Origin of the sequence: Magnetospirillum gryphiswaldense MSR-1 v2 (assembly GCF_000513295.1) — a bacterium.
Lineage (GTDB): Bacteria > Pseudomonadota > Alphaproteobacteria > Rhodospirillales > Magnetospirillaceae > Magnetospirillum > Magnetospirillum gryphiswaldense.
In genome coordinates this window covers 1,969,841-1,989,364 of the sequence record NC_023065.1, presented here as the reverse complement: position 1 = coordinate 1,989,364, position 19,524 = coordinate 1,969,841, and the positions used below count along the sequence as shown (strand labels likewise).

The following is a 19,524-nucleotide window of genomic DNA, read 5'->3' as shown; positions in this document are numbered from 1 at the left end:
GTCGCCTGTCTATTCGATGTTTTGCACTTGTTCGCGGAACTGATCGATCACCGCTTTCAGGTCCAGGCCGATGCGGGTCAATTCCACATCCGACGACTTGGAACACAGGGTGTTGGCCTCGCGGTTGAATTCCTGCGACAGGAAGTCCAGCTTGCGGCCCACCGCGCCGCCCTGGCCGATCAGGTCGCGGGCGGCGCCCACATGGGCGCGCAGACGGTCCAGTTCTTCGCGGATATCGGACTTGACGGCGATCAGCGCCACTTCCTGGGCGATGCGGTCCTCGGCCAGGGATGGTGCCGCTTCCAGCACCGCCGCCACCTGGAGGCGCAGCCGTTCACGCAGGGCTTCCGGGCGCAACGACGCGCAGGCGGCGGCCCGCTCGGCCAATTGGCCGATCTCGTCCAGTTGCGACAGCAGCACCTCCTGGATGCGCGCGCCCTCGCTCAGACGCATGGCGGCCAGGGCATCCAGAACCTTGTCCAGGTCAAGCTTCAGCGCCGCTTCACGGGTAAGCCTAGTCTCGTCGTCGGTGCCTTCATCGCCGCCGGCGGCTTCCAGCACGCCCTTGATCGCCAGCAAACCATCCCAGCGGGCGGGGGCGATGTTCTGGTGGCTGGGGCCAAGTTCGTCCACTAGCGCCACCAATTGGTTCAGCAGATCCTGGTTGACCCGCACCGCCTGGGCGCTGGCATTGGCGGAGATGGTCAACGACATCTGCACGTTGCCGCGTTTCAGCTTGCGGGTCACCGCTTCGCGCGCGGCCACTTCCAGGGCGTCGTGACCGTGGGGCAGGCGGCAGCGCAGGTCCAGGCCCTTGCCATTGACGCTTTTGGCTTCCCACAGCCAGGTGCACTGGGCGTCGCGGCCTTCGGCGCGGGCATAGCCGGTCATGCTGGCAATGGTCACGGTGCATACCTCCGTCGGATGGAATCGCACGGTTATAGCGATGGTAGCCGGGCACAACAACACTCCGCATGGGTATGGCAGCCCGGCTTGCGACTTTGGGAGGGGGAAAAATATCTTTTGTCCCGCTGTTCGCACCTGCAACTTCGGGGATATGGTGTGCCCGAGGGCCGCTAGCTGACAGAAAATATCCCTGAGGTTTCATATCGTTAGGCAAAATTCAATGAGTGCGTTTTCGAAGCCGGCGCCGGTTCAGCCCCAGGGCTTGTCCAAGGCCAAGGTATTGATCTGCGAATCCAACGGCATGATCCGTCAGGCCATCCGCATCGGTCTGAATAATCTAGGAATTCGTGACATCGTCGAGGCTCATGGTTTCGTCACCGCCCACAAGGCGCTTGAGCAGGGCGGTTTCGATGCCGTGGTGATGAACGCCGAGTTGGAGGGGCACGACACTTTCTTTTTGCTGCGCGAGATCCGGCTGGGCCGTCTTGGCCCCGATCCGTTCATCGTCAGCATGTTGTTGCTGACCGCCCCCGAGCCGACGCGTCTGGCCAAGGCGGTGGACAGCGGCACCGACGATCTGCTGCTGATCCCGTTTTCACCCGATCAGCTGAGCACGCGTCTGAACGCCTTTCGGGCACGGCGCAAGCCCTTCGTCGTCACCCACGATTATCTTGGCCCCGACCGCCGCAAAGGACCGCGCCAAGGGGCGCAGAGCGCGCCGACCATCGATGCGCCCAATCCCCTGGCCGCTCGGGCTGTCGGCATTCCCTCCGAACGCTATGAAATGTTGCGCCAGCAGGCCAGCCGCGCCCTCGGCACCGAACGGATCAAACGCCTTGCCGCCGCCACCGAATGGGAATGTCGGTCCATGCTGAACGCCGCCGCCGCCGGTCACAATCATCGTGACCTGACCATCACCGGCATGTTCAAGCTGGAAACCCTGTTGACCGAATTGGCCGAACGCGCCGCCGAGCTGTTGCAGCACGACGGCAGCCACCTGCGCGAGATGATGGACCGCATCCGTGACGCCAAGAACCGGATCGGTGAGTTGAAGCTGGCCGATTTCGACACCTTGCATGTGGCGGCGCGGCGGATCACCGTCACTTATACCGGCGGCTGAAGGGGGCTTTTGCTGAAGCCCGGCCAGGTTTATGTTGGAGAGATGAAGGAACGTCGTCGCCCCGCTCGCGGTCGCCCCAATGTGGTGGATGTCACCCTCCGCGTCCCCGCCGACAAGGTCGAGGCGGTCAAGTCCTATGCCGGGCGCGTCAGCCGGCAACGCCAGTCCATTACCCGCGACGAAGTCATGGCCGCTTTGCGCGCCCATGCCGATATTTTCCGACGCTTCGGCGTCAAGGGTGCGTCGTTGTTCGGCTCGGTGGTGCGCGACGAGGCGCGGCCCATGTCGGACGTGGATTTGATGGTGGAATTCCTGCCCGGCCAGCCCGGTGGCCTGTTCCGCTATGTGGAATTGAAGCACGCCCTGGAGGGGGTTTTGGGCCGTCCGGTCGACCTGATCACCAAGAACAATATCAAGCCCAGGCTGAAGGCCCGCATCCTGGCGGAATGCCTGCCCGTCTTCGGCGACGAGGTATGCGAGCCATGACGCAAAAGGATTGGCGCGTCCGCGTCGAGGATATGCTGGAAGCCATCGACCGTATCGAAAGCTATGTGGACGGCATGAACACGGCGCAATTCGTCGCTGACAGTCGCACTCAGGATGCGGTGATCCGCAATCTGGAAATTCTGGGCGAGGCGTCCAAGCGCATCCCCTTCGACATCATCCAGCGTCACCCGGAACTGCCTTGGTCGCGTATCGGCGACATGCGCAATATCCTGGTACACGAATACCATTCGGTCGACCCGGAAATCATCCTGGACGCCGCCCGCAACGATCTGCCGCCGCTGGTCGCCCCGCTCAAAACCTTGTTGGCGGACAAGGGATGAGCCGGCGCCCGCAAGCCATCCTGATCACCGGCGCCTCGTCCGGGTTGGGCCAAGCCCTGGCGCTGGCCTATGCCGGGCCCGGCATCACCTTGTTTCTGTCGGGGCGCGACCGCCAGCGGCTGCACGACGTCGCCGATGCCTGTCGGGCCAGGAAGGCCGTGGTCCACGCCTTGGTCATCAACGTGACGCAGGCGGTGCCCATGGCCACCTGGATCAAGGAATGCGACGGCATCCGGCCACTGGATCTGGTGATCGCCAATGCCGGCATTTCCGCCGGCACCGGCGATGGCGGCGGCGAAAGCGCCGATCAGGCCCGCACTATTTTCGCCGTCAACGTGGACGGTGTCATGAACACGGTGTTTCCGGCCATCGACATCATGCGTGGTCGCCGTCACGGTCAGATCGCCATCATGGCGTCCTTGGCCGGCTATCGTGGCTTGCCGGGGGCGCCAAGCTATTGCGCGTCCAAGGCGGCGGTAAAGGCCTGGGGCGAAGGTCTGCGCGGTCTGTTGGCGCGGGATGGCGTCAGGGTGTCGGTGATTTGTCCCGGCTTCGTCACCACGCGGATGACGGCGGTGAACACATTCAAGATGCCGTTCCTGATGGATGCCGACCGCGCCGCCCGCATCATGGTCAAGGGATTAGCGCGCAATCGGGGACGCATCGCCTTTCCCTGGCCCATGGCCTTCGGTGCCTGGCTGAGTGCCGCTTTGCCTGACCGCCTGATGGGCTGGATCGGGGCCCGGATGCCCGACAAGGGCTGATACCAAGTCTCGCTGAGTCGAACTCATCGAGACTTGGTACGAGGCTCAGTTCAGTTCGCGCGGGAAGGTCAAGGCGTGCTGGCGCCCGCCCAGCCCCACCTCGATTCCCGCCGCCAATTGGCTGATCAGCTTCAATCCCTTGCCGTGCGGGCGCGACGGGTCGCGGTCCTGTACGGTTTCGGGGTTGTAGCCGCGTCCCTGGTCGGTAACGGTGATGCAGATCAGGTCGTCACGCAGGTGGCAGTCGATGGTGATTCTGCGTCGGGCCTTGGCCGGGTCGGCCAGACGGTTGCGGATTTCCGCCCAATAGGCCCGCATGTTTTCGAAGGCGCGGCGTGGCGAATGCAGTTCCAGATTGCCATGGACGACGCCATTGGCGATGGCTTCCTGCAAGGCCAGCAGGATGCTGCCCTTGGCCGGTTCGCTGATCATGCCGCGGGCCAGCAGGCTATCGCACACCAGCATGGCCAAGGGCAGGCGATAGGCGGTGGTGGTGGTCAGGGAAACCAGCATATGGGTGTCGCTGGGCGGCAGCACCAGCTCTTCCGGCGGTTCCTCGCCCAATTGATCGGCGATGATCTCGACGATGGCGGCGAAATTGCAGTCGAAGGCATTGTTCAGAAGTTGGTCCTCGCCGCTGGCGATCAGATGGATCGGACGGCTGGGCTGCCCTGGTATGGGGGTGACGCGGTAGGGCAGGGCCAGCAAGGTCACCCACCATTTGACCTGTTCCAACTCGATGCCGCTCAGGCACAGGTGGCGCGGGTCGATCAGGTCGTTTGCTTCCCGTGGACGGCGGCGGATCCACACCGCCGTGGTGTCGTCGCTCAGCCGGGTTTGGCCGGCTGGGGCCACCGCTTCCAGGATACCGGCCAGGTTTGTGGCCGGGTTGGCGAGCAGATGTGGGCGCAAGCGTTGCATCAGGCCATGGGCTTCGATGCGGGTGCCGTCTTGACTGGCGATGTCGGTCAGGCCGTCGCTGAACACCAGCAGGCAGGCCCCGGGCGGAAATGCCACCGAATGACTGCCGTAAATGGCGCGATCGGTCAGGCCCAGGGGCAGGCCGGTGGTGTCCAGTTCATGGAATTCGTCGTTCAGCACCAGGATCGGCTTGGGCGCGCCGGCACCGGCCCAATGCAATTCGTCACGCTCCAGGTCGATCAGGCCGAAAAAGAAGGTGGCGAAATGGCCGCGCATCAGATTGGCCCGCAAGGCGCCGTTGAGCAGCTTCAGAAACTCCGCCGGCTGGCGCATGGCCGCCGCCTGTTTGCTGACGAAGGCATGCAGCCAAAAGGTATTCAACGCCGCCATCAGACCGTGGCCGGAGAAGTCCGCCACCATCACCGCGACCAAGGTGTCGCTGAGCGGATGCAATCCCCAAATGTCGCCGCCGACGCCGTCCAACGGCTCGACCTTGCCTTCGATGCACAGGCCGTGTTCGGCCCGCAACTGGTCCAGCGCCGTCGCCGAGGGAAACAAGGTGCGCTGCATCTCACGCGCCCCCAGCATCTCCTTGTGGATGCGCTGATTGGCGTCGCGCAGCGTGCGGAGCATGCGGCGGTTTTCCAGGTGCACGCGCAGGCGTGCGGTCAGTTCCGCCGGTCGGATCGGCTTGACCACCACGTCCGAGGCGCCGGCCTGGAAGCAGGCCAGCACGTCTTGCGGCGTGGTCAGCGCCGTCTGCACCAGGATGGGGATGTCGGACCACTCGGGCATGGCGCGGATGCGGGCGCAGGTGGCGAAGCCATCCAGGTTGGGCATGACGATGTCCAGGATGATCAGGTCCGGCTGCACCGTTTCCAGCTTGTGCAGGCAATCCAGTCCGTCGACCGCCTGGACGATGGTGCCGATGCCGTCTCGCCGGGCGATTCCGGCCAGCAGCGCACGGTTTATCTCTTCGTCGTCGACAACCATCACCGTCGCCCAGGACCAATCGGGGCTGGTGGTGGTCGAGGGGCGCGTAATTTGGGGATCGGCCATTTCGGCGCTCCGGCGGGACGGCGATGACGGTTTGGCGGCAACCGCTAAAAATGCTTGTTCGGGGCGGGCGGTCCTGTCACCATCCCCGCCCATAGTCCGAAAGCATAGGCCAGAATGGCGTCGCCATCAAGGTCGCGCTCACAAGGGTGATAGTAATGGAATACAAGGTTCAGAATGACGGAAGCACCGCTTTGGTCACTTTGGAAGGCCAGCTGGATTTCTCCGCCAATGATACCTTTGAAAAGTTGCTGGATACGCTGAAGTCAAATCCGCCTTCCAAGTTGGTGTTCGATTTGACTGGTCTTTCCACTATTGATTCTGTCGGTTTGGGGTTGCTGTATATCGCTAGCGAAGATCTTTCCGGTGTTCCGGTTGTCTTGCGTAATCCCCAGGGCTATGTTGCCCGGCTGCTGGACCTGACCGACGCCGCCAAGATGTTCCAGATCGAACGCTGAAATGCCGACGGGCCGCCCAGAGGCAGCCCGTGATTGAATGGCCTGAAGCCCCGCCGTTTGTTCGGCGGGGCTTTTTGTTCAGCTCACCGACTGGATGTAGCGGGTCACCTGATCGTGCATGGAATTGACCACGCTGGCCAGTTTGCGGGCGCTCCAGATGACGCGCACGGTGCCGGCGCAGGAATGGGCCGAGGATTGCGACAATTGCGACACGCTGGTCGACACGTGATCGGCTTCCTGCACCACCCCTTCGATATTGCGGGAGATTTCCTGGGTCGAGGCTTCCTGCTGCTGCACGGCACCGGCGATGGCGGCGGAAATGCCTTCGATGCTTTCGATGGTGTGGACGATGTCGGCGATGGCGTCGATGGCTTCACGCGCGGCCGATTGTACCGCTTCGACCTGGCCGGTAATGGTGCCGGTGGCGGTGGCGGTCTGGTTGGCCAGGTTCTTCACTTCGTTGGCGACCACGGCGAAGCCGCGACCGGCTTCGCCGGCTCGGGCCGCTTCGATGGTGGCGTTCAGCGCCAGCAGATTGGTTTGTCCGGCGATGGTGTTGATCAGTCCGACCACCTGGCCGATCTGGGAAATGGCCTGGGCCAGGGCGTCCATACGGGCCGAGGTGGCGCTGATCTGTTCGGTGGCGCGGCGGGCGACCAAGCTGGATTGGGTGGCCTGGCTGGCGATTTCGTTGATGGAGGCGACCAATTGGCGGGTGGCTTCCGACACCACTTCGGCTCGTGCCGTGGTCGCCTGGGCGGCTTCACCCACGTCGAGCGAGCGCCCGCCGGTGGCTTCCGAGCGATGGGCCATCATGTTGGCGGTGCCGCTGATACCCTTGGTCGAGGCGGCGACTTCATCGACCATGCCTTTGACGGTCGTCTCGAATTCGATGGTCTTGGCGTCGCGGCTTTCCATGGAGGCCAAGATGGTGTTGATGGCGCGGACGAAGCGCAGGAAGTCGCCGCGCAGGCCCTCCTCGGGGATATAGCGGAAATATTCCTTGCGCTGGGCGGCGGCCATGGCGGCGCCGATTTCCTTGGCGAAGGTTTCGGTCAGGTCGAGCACCCGGTTGACCGAGACCAGCAACATGCCGATTTCGTCGTCGCGTTCGATGCGGATGATTCGGGCGTTCAGATCGCCACGGGCGGCCCGGTTCATCACTTCACCGGCGCCCTGCAGCACTTGGGCCACTTTTTTGATGTGGCTGCCCATGAACAGGGCCAAGGCCAAGCCGAGGGCGGCGACGACCAGCAAAACGGCACTGACCACCCAGGCGGTGGAGCGGCTGGCCGCCGCCGCCGCCGCCGCGTCGGCGCGGTCGGCGGCCATCAGCCGCTCGGACACCGCCATCAGGTTTTCCAGCGACTGGGTCATGTTGGCGGCCTTCTGGTCGAATTCCTCCATATGACGGTTGCCGGCGCTGGTGCCTTCACTCACATAGGCTTTGGCCATCTTAAGCCCGGTATCGTAATAGGGCGGAAAGGCGGCGGCGACGTTGTCCAGATCCTTCAGGGCCTCGGCGCTGTTCAGACCCTCGGCCAGGGCGCGGGTCTGCTGCTGGGTCTTCAGGAACATGTCGCGGCGTTTTGCGGCATTGTTGAAGCCGTCATCCAGGCCATTTTCGCCGCGTGTGGCCGAGACGTCGCTGAAATATTGCTGAACCTGGATCACTTCCATCTGCAATTGACGGGCGCTCAGGGCCAAGGGGGCCACCTGGGTATGAAAACGGTTCAGCGCCTCTTCCTGGGCACTGGCCTGGTTCAGGCTTTGGATGACGCCGCCGAAGCTGAACACGGCCAGCAAGGCGACGATGGCCAGAAAGCTGCCGCTGACCAGTTGGGCCTGTTTGCGAATGGACTTCTTGGCGCTCATGGCGGGTGTCTCCCTATCGGCCCAGGCTCAGGACAAAGCGGTCATAGCTGGTGAATCCCAGGCTGGTGACCGCTTCCATCAGCATGGCGGACGACTTTTCCAGTCCGGCCTTGCGCTCGTTCTCGGCCTCCACCTGACGCAGGCTGGCATAGAGCCCGCTCATGGTTTCCACCGCGCTGCGCTTGGGCACACGGCGGCACGAGTGGTAGCCAATGGTCTTGCCGTCGGAATCCAGGTTGGGGGTGACGTGGGCCAGAACCCAATAATGGTCGCCGTTCTTGCAGCGGTTGACCACATAGGCGAACACCTCGTGACCCAGGGCAAGGCGGTCCCACAGCAGCTTGAACACTGCACGCGGCATGTCGGGGTGACGGATCATGCTGTGCGGCTGGCCCAGCACCTCCGCCGTGGTGTAGCCGCTGATGCCGATGAACACATCATTCGCGTAAGTGATGCGACCAGTGGTGTCGGTCTTGCTGACGATGATCTCGTCAGTCTGGAAAGTGCGCTCGATGCCGGTAACGGTACGATCCATTGGTCATGCCCCGAAGGTCTTGGCGGACAGAGGCGAAACATACCGCCGCCGCATCGGGCTGTCATCATCTTACGCCATAACAATGAATGCGATGTTGTAAACAGCTTGCAAATGCAAGCGTAAACTATTCATGTGCGGCGGTATCTGCAGCGTGCAGGGTAAACTTGAAGGTCGATCCGGTGTTTTCTTGTGATTCGACCCATATTTCCCCACCGTGACGCTCGACAATTCGCTTGCAAATAGCCAGGCCGATGCCGGTGCCTTCATAGGCGGCAATGCCGTGCAGGCGTTGGAAGATCATGAAGATGCGGTCGTGGTATTGGGGCGCAATGCCGATGCCGTTGTCGCTGACGGCGATGATCCAGGTGTCGCCGTGAGGTTGTGCCGACACGGTAATGTCGGGGAAACGGTCGGGGGCGCGATACTTCAGGGCATTGCCGATCAGGTTTTGCAGCAGGCGGATCAATTGCGGCTGGTCGCCCATGACCATGGGCAAGCCGTCCGACAAACTGACCCGTCCGCCGTTTTCGGCGATGGCTGAAACCAGATTGTCGCAAGCGGCCTGGGCAATGACGGCCAAGTCCACCGGCTGCGGCTGCAGCCCGCGTGAATCGATGCGGGAATAGGCCAGCAAGTCCTCGATCAGTTGCTTCATGCGCACGGCGCCATCGACGGCGAACTGGATGTATTCGCGTCCCGCCGTGTCCAGGCGGTCGGCATAGCGGCGCTCCAGCAATTGCAGGAAGCTGGCGACCATGCGCAACGGTTCCTGCAAATCGTGCGATGCCACATAGGCGAATTGCTGCAAATCCTCGTTCGATCGGCGCACGGCCATCAGCATGCGGTTGCGATCGCGGATGTCTCGGATATAGCCTGCCACATAGGGCCTGCCGTCATGTTCCAGCCAGGTGGCGGAGACTTCCACCGGGATGATATCGCCGCCGGCCACCCGGTGGGTGGTTTCGAACACCCGGGTGCTGAGCGGTTCCGGGTTCTGCCACATGGCTTCGACCGCAGGGGCGTCGATATTCGGATCCCAATCGGGTATGCGCATGGTCAGCAGGTGTTTTTGGCTGGTGCCGAAATGGCGGCAGGTGGCGGCATTGGCCCAGACCATGCGCCCGCCATCCAAGGGGTCGAGGCAATAGATGGGGTCGGCGCTTTGGTCGACCAGGGCGCGGATGAAATGCAGTTCCTGCTCGGCCCGCATACGTTCGGAGATGTCGATGGCGACGGTGACGAACTGGTGTGGCGGCGCGTCGCCGTCGCGGATGGCACGGACCGAGGCGTCGACCCACACGCACGAGCCGTCGTGACGGCGCAGGCGCTTGTCCAGACGATAACGGTCGGTTTCACCATTCAGCATGGCCCGCAACAATGGCGCCTCGCGCGCGGCATCGTCGCCGTGGGTCAGGTGATCCAAGCTGAGGTCCAAGGCCTTGTCGTGGTCGATCAGGCGCAAAAAGGAATCGTTGGCCTGCATCACCTGGCCTTGGGCATCGCTCAACACGATGGCGGCCTCGGAGGTGGCGAAGATCGAGCTCAGGCGCTGCTCGCTGGCCTTCAACGCCGTTTCTCGCAAGGCGGCCCGATGCAGCGCCTCGCGCAGTTGCACGGCGGCGTTTTGCATCACCGCCATTTCGGCGGTGGCTGGGCTGGGCAGCGATCGTTCCTGGGCGCCGCCGTCCAAGGTGCCGCGCATGGTTTGCGCCACCTGCAACACCGGCAGCAACAGATTGCGCCAGACGATCAGGGTCGCGGCCGCCAGGATCAGCAGGATCAGCACGGCGGCGCCGATGGCCAATTGCCGGGTCAGGTCGGCGATCTCGGCGACGCGGTCGAAGCGTTCCACCATCAGCCTGACGCCGTCATCGGCCAGTTTGCCTTGCAGGCTGACCAGGATGGCTTCCTGCGGCATCCATAATTCACGCGCCTCGCGGTCCTGCTCCTGCGCTTCGGCACTGCCGCCGCCGTGGGTGGCCGTGCGTAAGGTCAAGGCCCGTTCGCGCTTGCCCACCACTTGGCGGATGATTGCGTGCACGGTCATCACCTGGCGCCGGACCTCGTCGTCGAAGGAAAGCGACGGGTGATAGGCCAAGGCCTGGGCGGTCACCGAAGCCTGTCGCCAGTCATGGGCGGAGGTGGCGGTGGCGGTGATCCAGCCGAAGCGGATCAGGCGCTCCAGGTTGGCGGTGGCGCGCTGGCGTTCCAGGATGCGCGGCACGGTGTGGATGCGGCTGTCCTCGACCACCCGATGGGTGGTCGAGCCCGAGACCAGCATGGCCCCCAGAACCGCCAGCACGGCCACGGCCAAGGCGATGCCGATGGCGGCAAGCCGGCGGCGCAGCGACGGTAGGCGATCGGACGGGGTGGTCTGCATCAGTTGATGTCGAAGGGAAAGTGCCGGGCCATCAGGATGCGGTAGCTGCCGTCCAGTTTGATGGCGCTGATGGCCGCATCAAGCGCGGTCAACAGGTCGGGACGGCTTTTGCTGACGACGATGTGCACACTGCCCGACAATCGGGAATCATCGACCGGCGGGCCGGAATAGTCATAACCGCGCCCCTGCTCGCGGTTGAGGAAGTCCAGCACATTGACGGTGGGCAGCAAGGCGGCGTCACAGGCGCCGCCGGTCAGGCCGTCGAAGAGTTCGCGATAGGTGCTGATGGCGACGATGTTTTCGTCGGGGCCGGGCTGGGCGGCGAGAAAGGCTTCCTGCATGCTTTTGCGCACCACGCAGGTCCGCAATTGCCCCCGTGCCTGGGTGGGATCGATGGCCGGCCGGGTGGTGGCGGTGACGAAGCTGCTGGTTGACCGCCAGATGGGGGCGGAAAACAGCATCTTCTTTTCCCGTTCCGGCGTTTTCAGGGTGTTGCCGAACCCCATCTGGAAGGTGCCTTCCTCGATCCGGCTCAGCAATTGGGGAAAGGTGGTGGGCTCCAACGAGCAGGTGCGGCCCATGCGGGCGCACAACAGGCGGGCCAGTTCGACGTTGAAGCCATCCAGCCGACCGCTGGGGTCGGTGATGACGAAAGGCTGGGCGGTGGTGGTGATGCCGACGGCAACATCCTGGGCCCGTGCCGGCGATGCGGCAAGGCCCAGGATCAGACACAAAAGCATCAGGGCGCGCATGGTCACGTAAAAATCCGCCGGCTGCATAAGCTGGATCAGAGAAAACCAGCTTGGCGACCGGGTCAATGGAATAATCGGGCCTGGTTCAGTGGCGGCACAGGCGGTCGGTTTTTTCCACCACGGCGCGCCACATGGACCAGGCGGTTGCGGGCAGCATCAAGGTGGCCAGCAGGCGCAGGAAAACTTCCGAGGCGCCGCCGCGTTCGCCGCGCAGCAAGATGTCGTCGGTGCAGGCGAAACGCTGGGCGAAGGGGCCGTCGCATTCCTTCATCCGCTCGACCATGGCGGGGGAGCGGTGGTTGCCGACGCTGTCGGCGTTGATCTCGGACATCAAGGTGGTGCCGACCACGGCGATCCAGGCGCAACACAAAAAACCCAGCACGTTGCCCATGACGTGCAGGCGGTGACTGAGTGTTTCCAGTGGGTTGTGATAACGCCTGTCCACGTGCCTAGCCTTCTGCCGACGGGTGGAGTTTGTTGACGCGTCCATTATGCGCTTTCCGCCGTCCAAACGGCAATGGTGAAGTGGATCAGCGGGCCGAGAACATACGCCAGCGCCGTTCCGCCTCCACTGCCCCTTCCACGGCCGCCGGGGGGAGAACCAGGCAGTTGTTTTCATCGGTCTGACGCAATTTCAGGCACACCGGCACCACCTTGGCTTCGCTCAGGCCGGCGATGATGCCGCGATAGCGCAGGCCGCCGTCGAACGGCTTCAGCACCACCACGGCCTTGCCGCCGCCCAAGGCACGCGCCACTTCTTTGTGACGCAGGGCCAATTTGCGGCGGACGTCCTTCTCATCGCGTCCGAAAGCCACTTCCATGGCCCAGCCGGGCGGCATGCGGGTGGCCCCGGCGGCATCGCCGGGCATGATGCCGCCGGCGCAGACCTGGGCCGACAGATCGGGGGCGATCTGACCGAGATTGATCAGTTGCGTCAGGTTGCCCTGGGCCGGGGCGGCGAAAGCCTTGTTGAGCAAGCTGGTGGTCAGGGCCAGACGCTGTTCCTTGGCGGCAGCACCCATGATGACGGCGATGGCGCTGCGACCGTTGCGGCTGGCGGCGGCGGCCAGATTGTAGCCGGCGGGGCAGGTGAAGCCGGTCTTCAGCCCCTCGGCCCCTGGATACGAGGTGACGAAGCCGTTGACGGTGGGGAGCTGGCTGCTACCCCAGCGCATGGAGGTGGTGGCGAACAGCGGCCAATGCTGGGGAAAATCGCGCTTCAGTGCCATGGCCAGCACCGCCATGTCCCGAGCCGTGGTCAGATGACCGGGCGCGGTCAGGCCGGTGGCGTTCCGGAAACTGGTGGCGGTCATGCCCAGGCGGCGGGCCTGTTCGGTCATGCGCTGGGCAAAGGAATCCTCGGTACCGGCCACGTGCTCGGCGATGGCCACTGCGGCATCGTTGGCCGAGCGCACCACCAGCGATTTCAGCGCGTCGGCCAAGGCGATGGTCTTGCCGGTCTTCAGCCCCAGCACCGACCCGCCCTGGCCGGCGGCACGTTCGGAAACGGTGAGGGGTGTATTCAGGCTGGTTTTGCCCTCGGACAGGGCCTGGAAGGCCACGTACAGGGTCATCATCTTGGTCAGCGAGGCCGGGTGGCGGGGTTGGCCGGCCTGATCCTGCTCCAGCACGGCGCCGCTGGCGGCATCGACGACGATGCTGGCCGGCCCCGGGCTTGCGGCGATGGCAGGGGCCGCAATCAGCAGCAGGACGGGCAGGGCAAGGGCAAGGTGGCGCATGGCGGGCGGATCACACCACCCTACCGCCCGCGATGCAAGGATTTCACGCCACCTTGTCGACCAGATCATAGAATTCGCTCTCCTCGCGCCCGACCCGCGCCTTCAGCTGTTGCAGCATGGCGATGGTGTCGGCGACGAAACGGGGTGGGTCGCGGGTGATGGCCAGGGGGCCGGGCCAGCTGCGCTTGTAGGTGTCGAAGCGTTGGCCCAGATCGCCCATCTCGGTCTGAAAACGCTGGGCCACCCGGCGCAAGCCGTCGTCATCGTGACGCAGGCAGCGCGGATACAGGCTGTTGTCCTCAAGCGCGAGGTGGATGGAGAATTTGCCGAACAATTCCCGCACCGCCAGGGCGGCGGCGGTGGGATCGCGGGCGATGGCGGCGGCGTCCAGAACCGCCTCGATACGGTCGGCGATGGCTCGCAATTCCTGGTGATGCTTGCGATAGGTGTCGGTGGGGCGCATGGCGTGTTTCCTTCTTGCAGTGCAATGCGTCCTTAATAACCAAGCAAAATGATATGGTATTTGACGACGATCAAGCTGCGGTTTTTTTCCTTATACCGCAGCTTGATGATCGGACTTAGAAAACGTAGCCGACCTTAATCATGGTCAGCCAGTTGTCGGCGCTGTCGGCTTCGGTCCATTGATAACGGCTTTCGATCCCGAACAGGGCGTGACCTTCGATGTAATGAGCGGAAACACCGAACTGGGCGCCGATGCCGTCATCCAGATTCTTGCCGTCGGCCCAGACATAGCCCAGGCCGGGGCCGGCACCGATCCATACACCGGAATTGGTTTCAAACATCCAGTGCAGGTTCCACTCGGCGGTGTTCAATTCCAATCCGTCGCCATCGGCGTGGTTCCACGACAGCATATGGCGCAGCTTGCCGACGGGGACTTCGCCCCAGACATGATCGGCGGACAGTTCCAGCCCATAGGCGGGGGCGCCGGAGAAGCCGGTGACATCGGCATCCCACCAGCCGCCCTTGGCGGCCACGGCGACATTGGGTTTGGGGCCGTAATCGGCGGCCTGGGCCGGCAAGGCGGCGGACAGGGCCAGCAGGGACACGGCCAGCATCAGCATGCGGGTGAACATGGCGGCCTCCTATGGGATTTGCCATGGATACCCATGAATCTAGGCAGTGGGACCGGCTTTCGCCATGCCCTTGTGCGCATGGCTGGGCTTCAGCCTTTGATCGGCTGGCTGAACTTCAGCCTGTGATCGGCTGGCTGGCCCCGTCGCCCAAGGATCGTTGCATCAGCACGCTGTCGATCCAGCGCCCGAATTTCCAGCCCACCGCCTTCAGTATGCCGGCATGGTGGAAGCCGCAACTCCTGTGCAGGCCGACCGAGCCGGCATTGGCGGAATCGCCGATCACCGCCACCATCTGGCGATAGCCCAAGGCCGTGCACTCGTCGATCAGCTTGGTCAACAGCGCCTTGCCGATGCCCTGGCCGTGGGAATCGGGATGGATGTAGATGGAATCCTCCAGCGTCCAATCATAGGCCGGGCGGGTGCGGTAGGGACCGGCATAGGCATAGCCCAGCATTCGGCCATCTTGTTCCGCCACCAGCCAGGGCAGGCCCTTGTCGGTCAGGGCCGAGCGGCGCCGGGCCATTTCCTCGAGCGAGGGCGGCGCAAGTTCGAAACTGGCGGTGCCGGTCAGCACATGATGGGCATAAATGGCCTGGGCGGCGGCGATGTCGGCGGGGGTCGAGGCGCGGATGATCATGCCCCGCATCCTAGCACTTCACCCCGACCGACGGAATCAGCCGATGCGATAGCCGATGCGCAAGGCGCCCCAATGACGCCCGCCCACCATGATCGGGGCAGAGGCATCCTTCATCATCACGTATTGGCCGCCGCCCATGGCGCGGCGATAGGATTGCAGCAGGAAGGGTTCGGTGTTGCGGGCGGCATCCAGGCCGGTCTGGTCGTCGAAGATGCGGCGGTTGCGGCTATGCGCGTTGTTCCACTCGGCATCCGGGCCTTGCGGGTGGGCGAAGTCGGGGTTGTGGGTGGGCAGATAGCCGTTGCGGTCGACGGCGACACAAAAGACCACACGCGGGTCGAAACCCAGGACCGGGTTCAGGAGTTCCGGCAGCAGCCGGTCGGTCAGGGCGGTGAAGCGGGTCAGGTGTTGGGGCGGATTGCTGCCCTCCACGGGCTGGTAATTTTCATCGAACAGATCGTCCGTGGTCATATCGCCCCGCCGGACTGCACTTTCCAGGGTTTGGGCGATGGCGGCGGCGGTGGCCTGGGCCTTGGTGATGAATGGTTCGTCGTCGGATTTGAAACCGGTATCGGCCACATGGGCGAGGAAGGATTCGATCTCGCCACGTAAAGTATCGGCCTGACGGGCCAGATGATGCGACGAATCCAGCACCGATTGGGCCGTGCCCTGGGTGGAAAGGGTGGCTTGGCCGACGCTGCCGATGATCGAGCTGACCGCCTGGGTGGCTTGGGCGGCCAGTTCCGCCCCATGGGCGATTTCGCGGGTGGCGTTGCCCTGTTCCTCGATGGCGCTGGTCATTTCCCGCGACAGCCGCCCGATATCCTCGACCACGCCGATAATGCCGTCCATGGCTTGGGCGGCGCCGTCGGTGACAATCCGCATGGCGGTGATCTGACCGGCGATTTCCTCGGTCGCCTGGGCGGTCTGGTGGGCCAGGTTCTTGACCTCTTCCGCCACCACGGCGAAGCCCTTGCCGGCTTCACCGGCGCGGGCCGCCTCGATGGTGGCGTTCAACGCCAACAGATTGGTCTGGTTGGCGATCATCGAGATGGTGCGCAGCACGCCTTCGATATCGCGGGAATTGGCGACCACCTTGCGCATGGCCTCGCCCGCCTGGGCGGCGTGTTCCATGGCGGTGCCGGTGACCTGGCCGGTGGCGCGCATGCGGCGGTCGATCTCGTCGATGGAGGCCGATAATTGGGTCGCCGCCGCCGCCACCGTGTTGACGCTGCCCGAGGTGCGGCTGGCCTCGGCGTCGCCGGTTTCGGTTTGCCGCCGGGTCAGTTCGGCATTGCCCGACATGGCGCGGGCATCGGCTTGCAGCTTTTCCGCCGCCGCGGTCACCGCGCCGACGATGCCGCCCACCTGGGTCTCGAAGTCGCGCATGGCCTTGTCCATGTCGCGGCTGCGCAATTCCCGCAATTGATTCTGGCGGTCCTGTTCGCGCCGCAGATCGTCGGCTTGGGCCAAGGCCTGACGGAACACCGCCAGCGCCTGGGCCATGGTGCCGATCTCGTCGCTGCGCTCGGTGGCCGGGATGGTCAATTGGCGATCCCCCCGGGCCAGGCGTTGCATGGCGCCGTTCATGGCTGCCAGGGCTCCGGTGATGCCCTTGGCGAACAGCACGCCGATGGCGCTGACCAGGGTCAGGACGCCGATGCCGGCCACCAGCATGCGGTTACGCATGGCATGGACCGGGGCCAGAACCTCGGCCATGCTGGCGGCGGCCATCAGCCGCCAGTTCAGCCCCAGGGCGCTGCCGGCGACGGCGCTGGCCCGCATGACCGTGTCGTCATCGCTGGCGTGGCCGAAACGTGGCTTGCTGCGGGCGGTGCCATCGCCACCGATGACGTAGGAATCGCCGGTTTCCCCCAGACCTTGCGGATTGCCGGCCACGTGGTCCAGGGCATCGGGGCGCAGGCGGAAGGCCAGCACCGCCAAGACCACCGGAGACTCCGCCGACAAGAGTACCGGCGCGGCCAGAAAGGTGGGGTGCTGGCCCAGGTGCGCGCCGTGGTCAAGGGCGCGCACCTGTCCGCCCCGAGGATCGGCGGCGATGGCTGTGACCAATGATTGCAAGGCAGAGGCGGTCAGCGGGCGGGCGAAATCCTCATCCTTGGCGACGCTGTAGATGACGTCGCCCTGGGGGCTCAGGATCAGCACGTCGGCCAGATGACGGCGCTGGCGCAGATCGTCCAGCCAGGCTTGCAGACGCTGGTGGGCCATGTCGTAGAGGCTGTTGCTGTCGGGCTTTTCCAGCTTGTGGCGATTGCCGGGGCCGTGGGGATTTTGCTCGACATAGCGCCGGCGCAGGCTTTGGGTGACGTCGCCGTTGCCGGCCTCGACCCGCCAGCCGTTGTTGAGCGCGATCACCGCGTCGCGCAGCGATCGGGTGTTGGCGGTCAGCGCCAGATCACCCACCAATCCATCCAGCAAGGTATCGACGGCATCAGCGCGGGATTGTGCCAGCGCCGACAATCTTTCCTGCGCCGCCATGGTCAGGCGGTCGGCGGCGGTGATATAGGCGAAGCTGCCCAGGCACAGGGCGGTGACGGCGCAGGCCATCACCAGCGCCGCCGGAATGGTGTGGCGCAACAGAAAACGCTTGCTCATTTTGCCTCCCAGAAGCCGCACGTTGAGTGCAGGCAAATTGTCTGAGTGCGTGTATGCCCACGTCATTATTGTGGCGAAGTAGAGCAAGTCGGTTGTGTTGGAGTCAATGTTTGTGCGTTGCGGTAATATTGGTCATAAGTATAGATTTTGTTTAAATTGTTAACAGTGTTTCCATTTGTATTTTCATTGTATCCAATCGTTGTTTTTTAAAACAAAAAAGGCGCGCAACTTTCATTGCGCGCCTTGGCTGTGGGCGACTGGTATCAGCTGGTGATGCGATAGCCGATGCGCACGCCGCCCCAATGGCGGCCCTTGACCGTCACCGGGGCCGAGACATCCTTCATCATCACGAACTTGCCGCCGCCCATGTCGCGGCGATAGGTCTGCAACAGGAAGGTCTGGGTGTTGCGCCCGGCGCGCAGACCGGTGCGGTCGTTGAAGATGCGCCGGTTGCGGCAATTGGCATTGTTCCACACCGGATCATGGCTGGGCTTTTGCGAGAACTTGTTGTTGTGGGTGGGCAAAAAGCCGTTGCGGTCGACGGTGGCGCAAAAGGCGACGCGCGGGTCGAAATCCAATACCGGTTCCTGCAAGGGGGGCAGCAGCTTGTCGGTCAGGGTGACGAACTTGGTCATGTGCTGGATCGGATTGCTGCCGCCGATTTCCTGGTAATTCTCGTCGAACAGGGCTTCCAGGGTGATCTGACCGCTTTCCACCGCCTGGGTGAACAAGGCGGCGACCTTGCCGGCCACCTCTTGCACCAGGGTGATGAACGGAGTGTCGCCGGTGCGGAAGCCGGAATCGGCGATGAAGCCGATCAACTCCTCGGAATTGCTGAGCAGCGAGGTGATGCGTTCGTCGGCGCGCCGCAAGCTTTCCGAGGTCATGGAAATGCCCTCGAAGAACTTGTCGATCTCGGTGATGACGTCGGAACACTGGCTCATCGAGGTCGAGGCCGCTTCGGAAATGTCGCCCACTCTCGATTCCACCGTGTCGATGGCGCGACCGAACACCGACACCGCCTCGTTGATGACGCCGACGCCGGAATTGACCGAATCGGCCATGCGCAAGGTGTCGGTGGATGACGAGATCAGGTCGGTGACCGATCCCGACAGCTTGCCCACCGTCTGGTCAATGCCGTCGGTGACGTCGGCGGTCTGTCGGGCCAGGGTCTTGACCTCGGTGGCGACCACGGCAAAGCCCTTGCCGGCCTCGCCGGCGCGGGCCGCCTCGATCGTGGCGTTAAGAGCCAACAGATTGGTTTGGCGGGCGATCTTCTGGATATCGCGCGACATGGTCGAGACTTCGCCCAGGGCGCCTTCCAGTTCCTCCAGCCGCTCCTCGATGCCCTGGACCGAGCCGACCAGACGATTGATATCGCCCAGGGCGGCGCCGATGGTTTCCAGCGACTCGCTTGATTGGCGTCCAGCCTGACTGGTGACGTCGCGGGTTTCACGCCCGGCGCTGTCGATACGGCGAATGGCTTCGGCCATGGTATGGGCGATGCCCTTCAGATGGCCGAACAATTCTTCCTGGTGTTTGACGAATTTGGCCAAGCCGTCGATGGTGCCGGCGATATCGGCAACTTCAAGGCTTAGATTTTCAATTTTCTCCAGGACTTCCGAGGCGAAATGATCCGCTTTATCGGATTCCGGACGGACTTCGCCCACATGCACATTCATCCGTGCCCTCCCTTGAGGCATTCTTATTGGACCCCGTGGACTTGTGTCCGTTCTGGTGTTACCGCCAGTTAAACAAACGCAGGCTTCCCGGTCAATCGTTACACAGGATTACGCCCAATCCATCGCCAGTATGAACCTAATGGACGTGTAAAAGCCTTTGCC

18 protein-coding genes are annotated in these 19,524 nt (G+C 63.6%); 5 read left to right on the top strand and 13 right to left on the bottom strand.

Annotation, left to right across the window (positions count from 1 at the left end; all coding sequences use genetic code 11):
- Positions 1 to 9: 9 nt before the first annotated feature.
- The gene (locus tag MGMSRV2_RS09395) at positions 10 to 906 is read right to left on the bottom strand and encodes a YicC/YloC family endoribonuclease (RefSeq protein ID WP_024080116.1); all 897 of its coding nucleotides are present in this window, start codon (positions 904 to 906) and stop codon (positions 10 to 12) included.
- A gap of 220 nt (positions 907 to 1,126) precedes the next feature.
- Between MGMSRV2_RS09395 and MGMSRV2_RS09390 the strand changes: the two genes are divergently transcribed.
- Genes MGMSRV2_RS09390 through MGMSRV2_RS09375 form a run of 4 tightly spaced genes read left to right on the top strand, consistent with a single transcriptional unit; the run spans position 1,127 to position 3,617 of the window.
- Entirely contained in the window at positions 1,127 to 2,026 is a 900-nt protein-coding gene (locus MGMSRV2_RS09390; RefSeq protein ID WP_024080115.1) for a response regulator transcription factor, read from the top strand.
- Between the two features lie 42 nt (positions 2,027 to 2,068).
- On the top strand, positions 2,069 to 2,512 hold the full coding sequence (locus tag MGMSRV2_RS09385) for a nucleotidyltransferase family protein (protein WP_052588917.1): 444 nt from the start codon (positions 2,069 to 2,071) through the stop codon (positions 2,510 to 2,512).
- Positions 2,509 to 2,853, top strand: a complete 345-nt coding sequence (locus MGMSRV2_RS09380) for a HepT-like ribonuclease domain-containing protein (protein ID WP_041633550.1) — start codon at positions 2,509 to 2,511, stop codon at positions 2,851 to 2,853. The genes MGMSRV2_RS09385 and MGMSRV2_RS09380 overlap by 4 nt, the downstream gene beginning before the upstream one ends.
- Positions 2,850 to 3,617, top strand: a complete 768-nt coding sequence (locus MGMSRV2_RS09375; RefSeq protein ID WP_024080112.1) for an SDR family NAD(P)-dependent oxidoreductase — start codon at positions 2,850 to 2,852, stop codon at positions 3,615 to 3,617. Before MGMSRV2_RS09380 ends, MGMSRV2_RS09375 begins: the two co-directional genes overlap by 4 nt.
- Positions 3,618 to 3,662: 45 nt before the next feature.
- On the opposite strand, the gene MGMSRV2_RS09370 is transcribed toward MGMSRV2_RS09375, so the two are convergent.
- Positions 3,663 to 5,597, bottom strand: a complete 1,935-nt coding sequence (locus MGMSRV2_RS09370) for an ATP-binding SpoIIE family protein phosphatase (RefSeq protein ID WP_024080111.1) — start codon at positions 5,595 to 5,597, stop codon at positions 3,663 to 3,665.
- Between the two features lie 155 nt (positions 5,598 to 5,752).
- Between MGMSRV2_RS09370 and MGMSRV2_RS09365 the strand changes: the two genes are divergently transcribed.
- On the top strand, positions 5,753 to 6,052 hold the full coding sequence (locus MGMSRV2_RS09365) for an STAS domain-containing protein (protein WP_024080110.1): 300 nt from the start codon (positions 5,753 to 5,755) through the stop codon (positions 6,050 to 6,052).
- Positions 6,053 to 6,130: 78 nt separating this feature from the next.
- Here MGMSRV2_RS09365 and MGMSRV2_RS09360 read toward each other — a convergent pair whose 3' ends face one another.
- From MGMSRV2_RS09360 to MGMSRV2_RS09310, 11 genes are all read right to left on the bottom strand, one after another.
- Positions 6,131 to 7,927: a methyl-accepting chemotaxis protein gene (locus MGMSRV2_RS09360; RefSeq protein WP_024080109.1), complete on the bottom strand. Its 1,797-nt coding sequence runs from the start codon at positions 7,925 to 7,927 to the stop codon at positions 6,131 to 6,133.
- 13 nt (positions 7,928 to 7,940) lie between these two features.
- Positions 7,941 to 8,462, bottom strand: coding sequence for a PAS domain-containing protein (locus tag MGMSRV2_RS09355; protein WP_024080108.1), 522 nt, complete (start codon positions 8,460 to 8,462; stop codon positions 7,941 to 7,943).
- A gap of 124 nt (positions 8,463 to 8,586) precedes the next feature.
- Complete coding sequence (locus tag MGMSRV2_RS09350; protein ID WP_024080107.1) at positions 8,587 to 10,842, bottom strand: sensor histidine kinase; 2,256 nt, start codon at positions 10,840 to 10,842, stop codon at positions 8,587 to 8,589.
- Positions 10,842 to 11,594 carry a substrate-binding periplasmic protein gene (locus tag MGMSRV2_RS09345; protein ID WP_242410750.1) on the bottom strand — a complete coding sequence of 251 codons (753 nt, stop codon included), beginning with the start codon at positions 11,592 to 11,594 and terminating at the stop codon, positions 10,842 to 10,844. The genes MGMSRV2_RS09350 and MGMSRV2_RS09345 overlap by 1 nt, the downstream gene beginning before the upstream one ends.
- Positions 11,595 to 11,679: 85 nt before the next feature.
- Positions 11,680 to 12,039: a hypothetical protein gene (locus MGMSRV2_RS21420; protein ID WP_158497750.1), complete on the bottom strand. Its 360-nt coding sequence runs from the start codon at positions 12,037 to 12,039 to the stop codon at positions 11,680 to 11,682.
- 85 nt (positions 12,040 to 12,124) lie between these two features.
- Positions 12,125 to 13,333 carry a D-alanyl-D-alanine carboxypeptidase family protein gene (locus tag MGMSRV2_RS09335; RefSeq protein ID WP_041633548.1) on the bottom strand — a complete coding sequence of 403 codons (1,209 nt, stop codon included), beginning with the start codon at positions 13,331 to 13,333 and terminating at the stop codon, positions 12,125 to 12,127.
- A 43-nt stretch (positions 13,334 to 13,376) separates the two neighbouring features.
- A complete protein-coding gene (locus MGMSRV2_RS09330; RefSeq protein ID WP_024080103.1) occupies positions 13,377 to 13,796 on the bottom strand; it encodes a hemerythrin domain-containing protein in 420 nt (139 codons plus the stop codon).
- A 115-nt stretch (positions 13,797 to 13,911) separates the two neighbouring features.
- A complete protein-coding gene (locus MGMSRV2_RS09325; protein ID WP_024080102.1) occupies positions 13,912 to 14,427 on the bottom strand; it encodes a hypothetical protein in 516 nt (171 codons plus the stop codon).
- Positions 14,428 to 14,542: 115 nt separating this feature from the next.
- Positions 14,543 to 15,064: a GNAT family N-acetyltransferase gene (locus MGMSRV2_RS09320; RefSeq protein WP_024080101.1), complete on the bottom strand. Its 522-nt coding sequence runs from the start codon at positions 15,062 to 15,064 to the stop codon at positions 14,543 to 14,545.
- 36 nt (positions 15,065 to 15,100) lie between these two features.
- On the bottom strand, positions 15,101 to 17,680 hold the full coding sequence (locus MGMSRV2_RS09315; RefSeq protein ID WP_024080100.1) for a methyl-accepting chemotaxis protein: 2,580 nt from the start codon (positions 17,678 to 17,680) through the stop codon (positions 15,101 to 15,103).
- Between the two features lie 263 nt (positions 17,681 to 17,943).
- Positions 17,944 to 19,362 (bottom strand): methyl-accepting chemotaxis protein, encoded by a 1,419-nt coding sequence (locus tag MGMSRV2_RS09310; RefSeq protein ID WP_024080099.1) that lies wholly within the window; start codon positions 19,360 to 19,362, stop codon positions 17,944 to 17,946.
- Between the last annotated feature and the right edge of the window lie 162 nt (positions 19,363 to 19,524).

Excerpts from the sequence above, each read along its gene's own strand:
- MGMSRV2_RS09390 (WP_024080115.1), top strand. The coding sequence starts at position 1,127 with ATGAGTGCGTTTTCGAAGCCGGCGCCGGTTCAGCCCCAGGGCTTGTCC.
- MGMSRV2_RS09345 (WP_242410750.1), bottom strand. The coding sequence starts at position 11,594 with ATGCGCGCCCTGATGCTTTTGTGTCTGATCCTGGGCCTTGCCGCATCG.
- MGMSRV2_RS09360 (WP_024080109.1), bottom strand. The coding sequence starts at position 7,927 with ATGAGCGCCAAGAAGTCCATTCGCAAACAGGCCCAACTGGTCAGCGGC.
- MGMSRV2_RS09315 (WP_024080100.1), bottom strand. The coding sequence starts at position 17,680 with ATGAGCAAGCGTTTTCTGTTGCGCCACACCATTCCGGCGGCGCTGGTG.
- MGMSRV2_RS09310 (WP_024080099.1), bottom strand. The coding sequence starts at position 19,362 with ATGAATGTGCATGTGGGCGAAGTCCGTCCGGAATCCGATAAAGCGGAT.
- MGMSRV2_RS09365 (WP_024080110.1), top strand. The coding sequence starts at position 5,753 with ATGGAATACAAGGTTCAGAATGACGGAAGCACCGCTTTGGTCACTTTG.
- MGMSRV2_RS09335 (WP_041633548.1), bottom strand. The coding sequence starts at position 13,333 with ATGCGCCACCTTGCCCTTGCCCTGCCCGTCCTGCTGCTGATTGCGGCC.
- MGMSRV2_RS09385 (WP_052588917.1), top strand. The coding sequence starts at position 2,069 with ATGAAGGAACGTCGTCGCCCCGCTCGCGGTCGCCCCAATGTGGTGGAT.
- MGMSRV2_RS09380 (WP_041633550.1), top strand. The coding sequence starts at position 2,509 with ATGACGCAAAAGGATTGGCGCGTCCGCGTCGAGGATATGCTGGAAGCC.
- MGMSRV2_RS09320 (WP_024080101.1), bottom strand. The coding sequence starts at position 15,064 with ATGATCATCCGCGCCTCGACCCCCGCCGACATCGCCGCCGCCCAGGCC.
- MGMSRV2_RS09375 (WP_024080112.1), top strand. The coding sequence starts at position 2,850 with ATGAGCCGGCGCCCGCAAGCCATCCTGATCACCGGCGCCTCGTCCGGG.
- MGMSRV2_RS09325 (WP_024080102.1), bottom strand. The coding sequence starts at position 14,427 with ATGTTCACCCGCATGCTGATGCTGGCCGTGTCCCTGCTGGCCCTGTCC.
- MGMSRV2_RS09370 (WP_024080111.1), bottom strand. The coding sequence starts at position 5,597 with ATGGCCGATCCCCAAATTACGCGCCCCTCGACCACCACCAGCCCCGAT.
- MGMSRV2_RS09330 (WP_024080103.1), bottom strand. The coding sequence starts at position 13,796 with ATGCGCCCCACCGACACCTATCGCAAGCATCACCAGGAATTGCGAGCC.
- MGMSRV2_RS09355 (WP_024080108.1), bottom strand. The coding sequence starts at position 8,462 with ATGGATCGTACCGTTACCGGCATCGAGCGCACTTTCCAGACTGACGAG.
- MGMSRV2_RS09350 (WP_024080107.1), bottom strand. The coding sequence starts at position 10,842 with ATGCAGACCACCCCGTCCGATCGCCTACCGTCGCTGCGCCGCCGGCTT.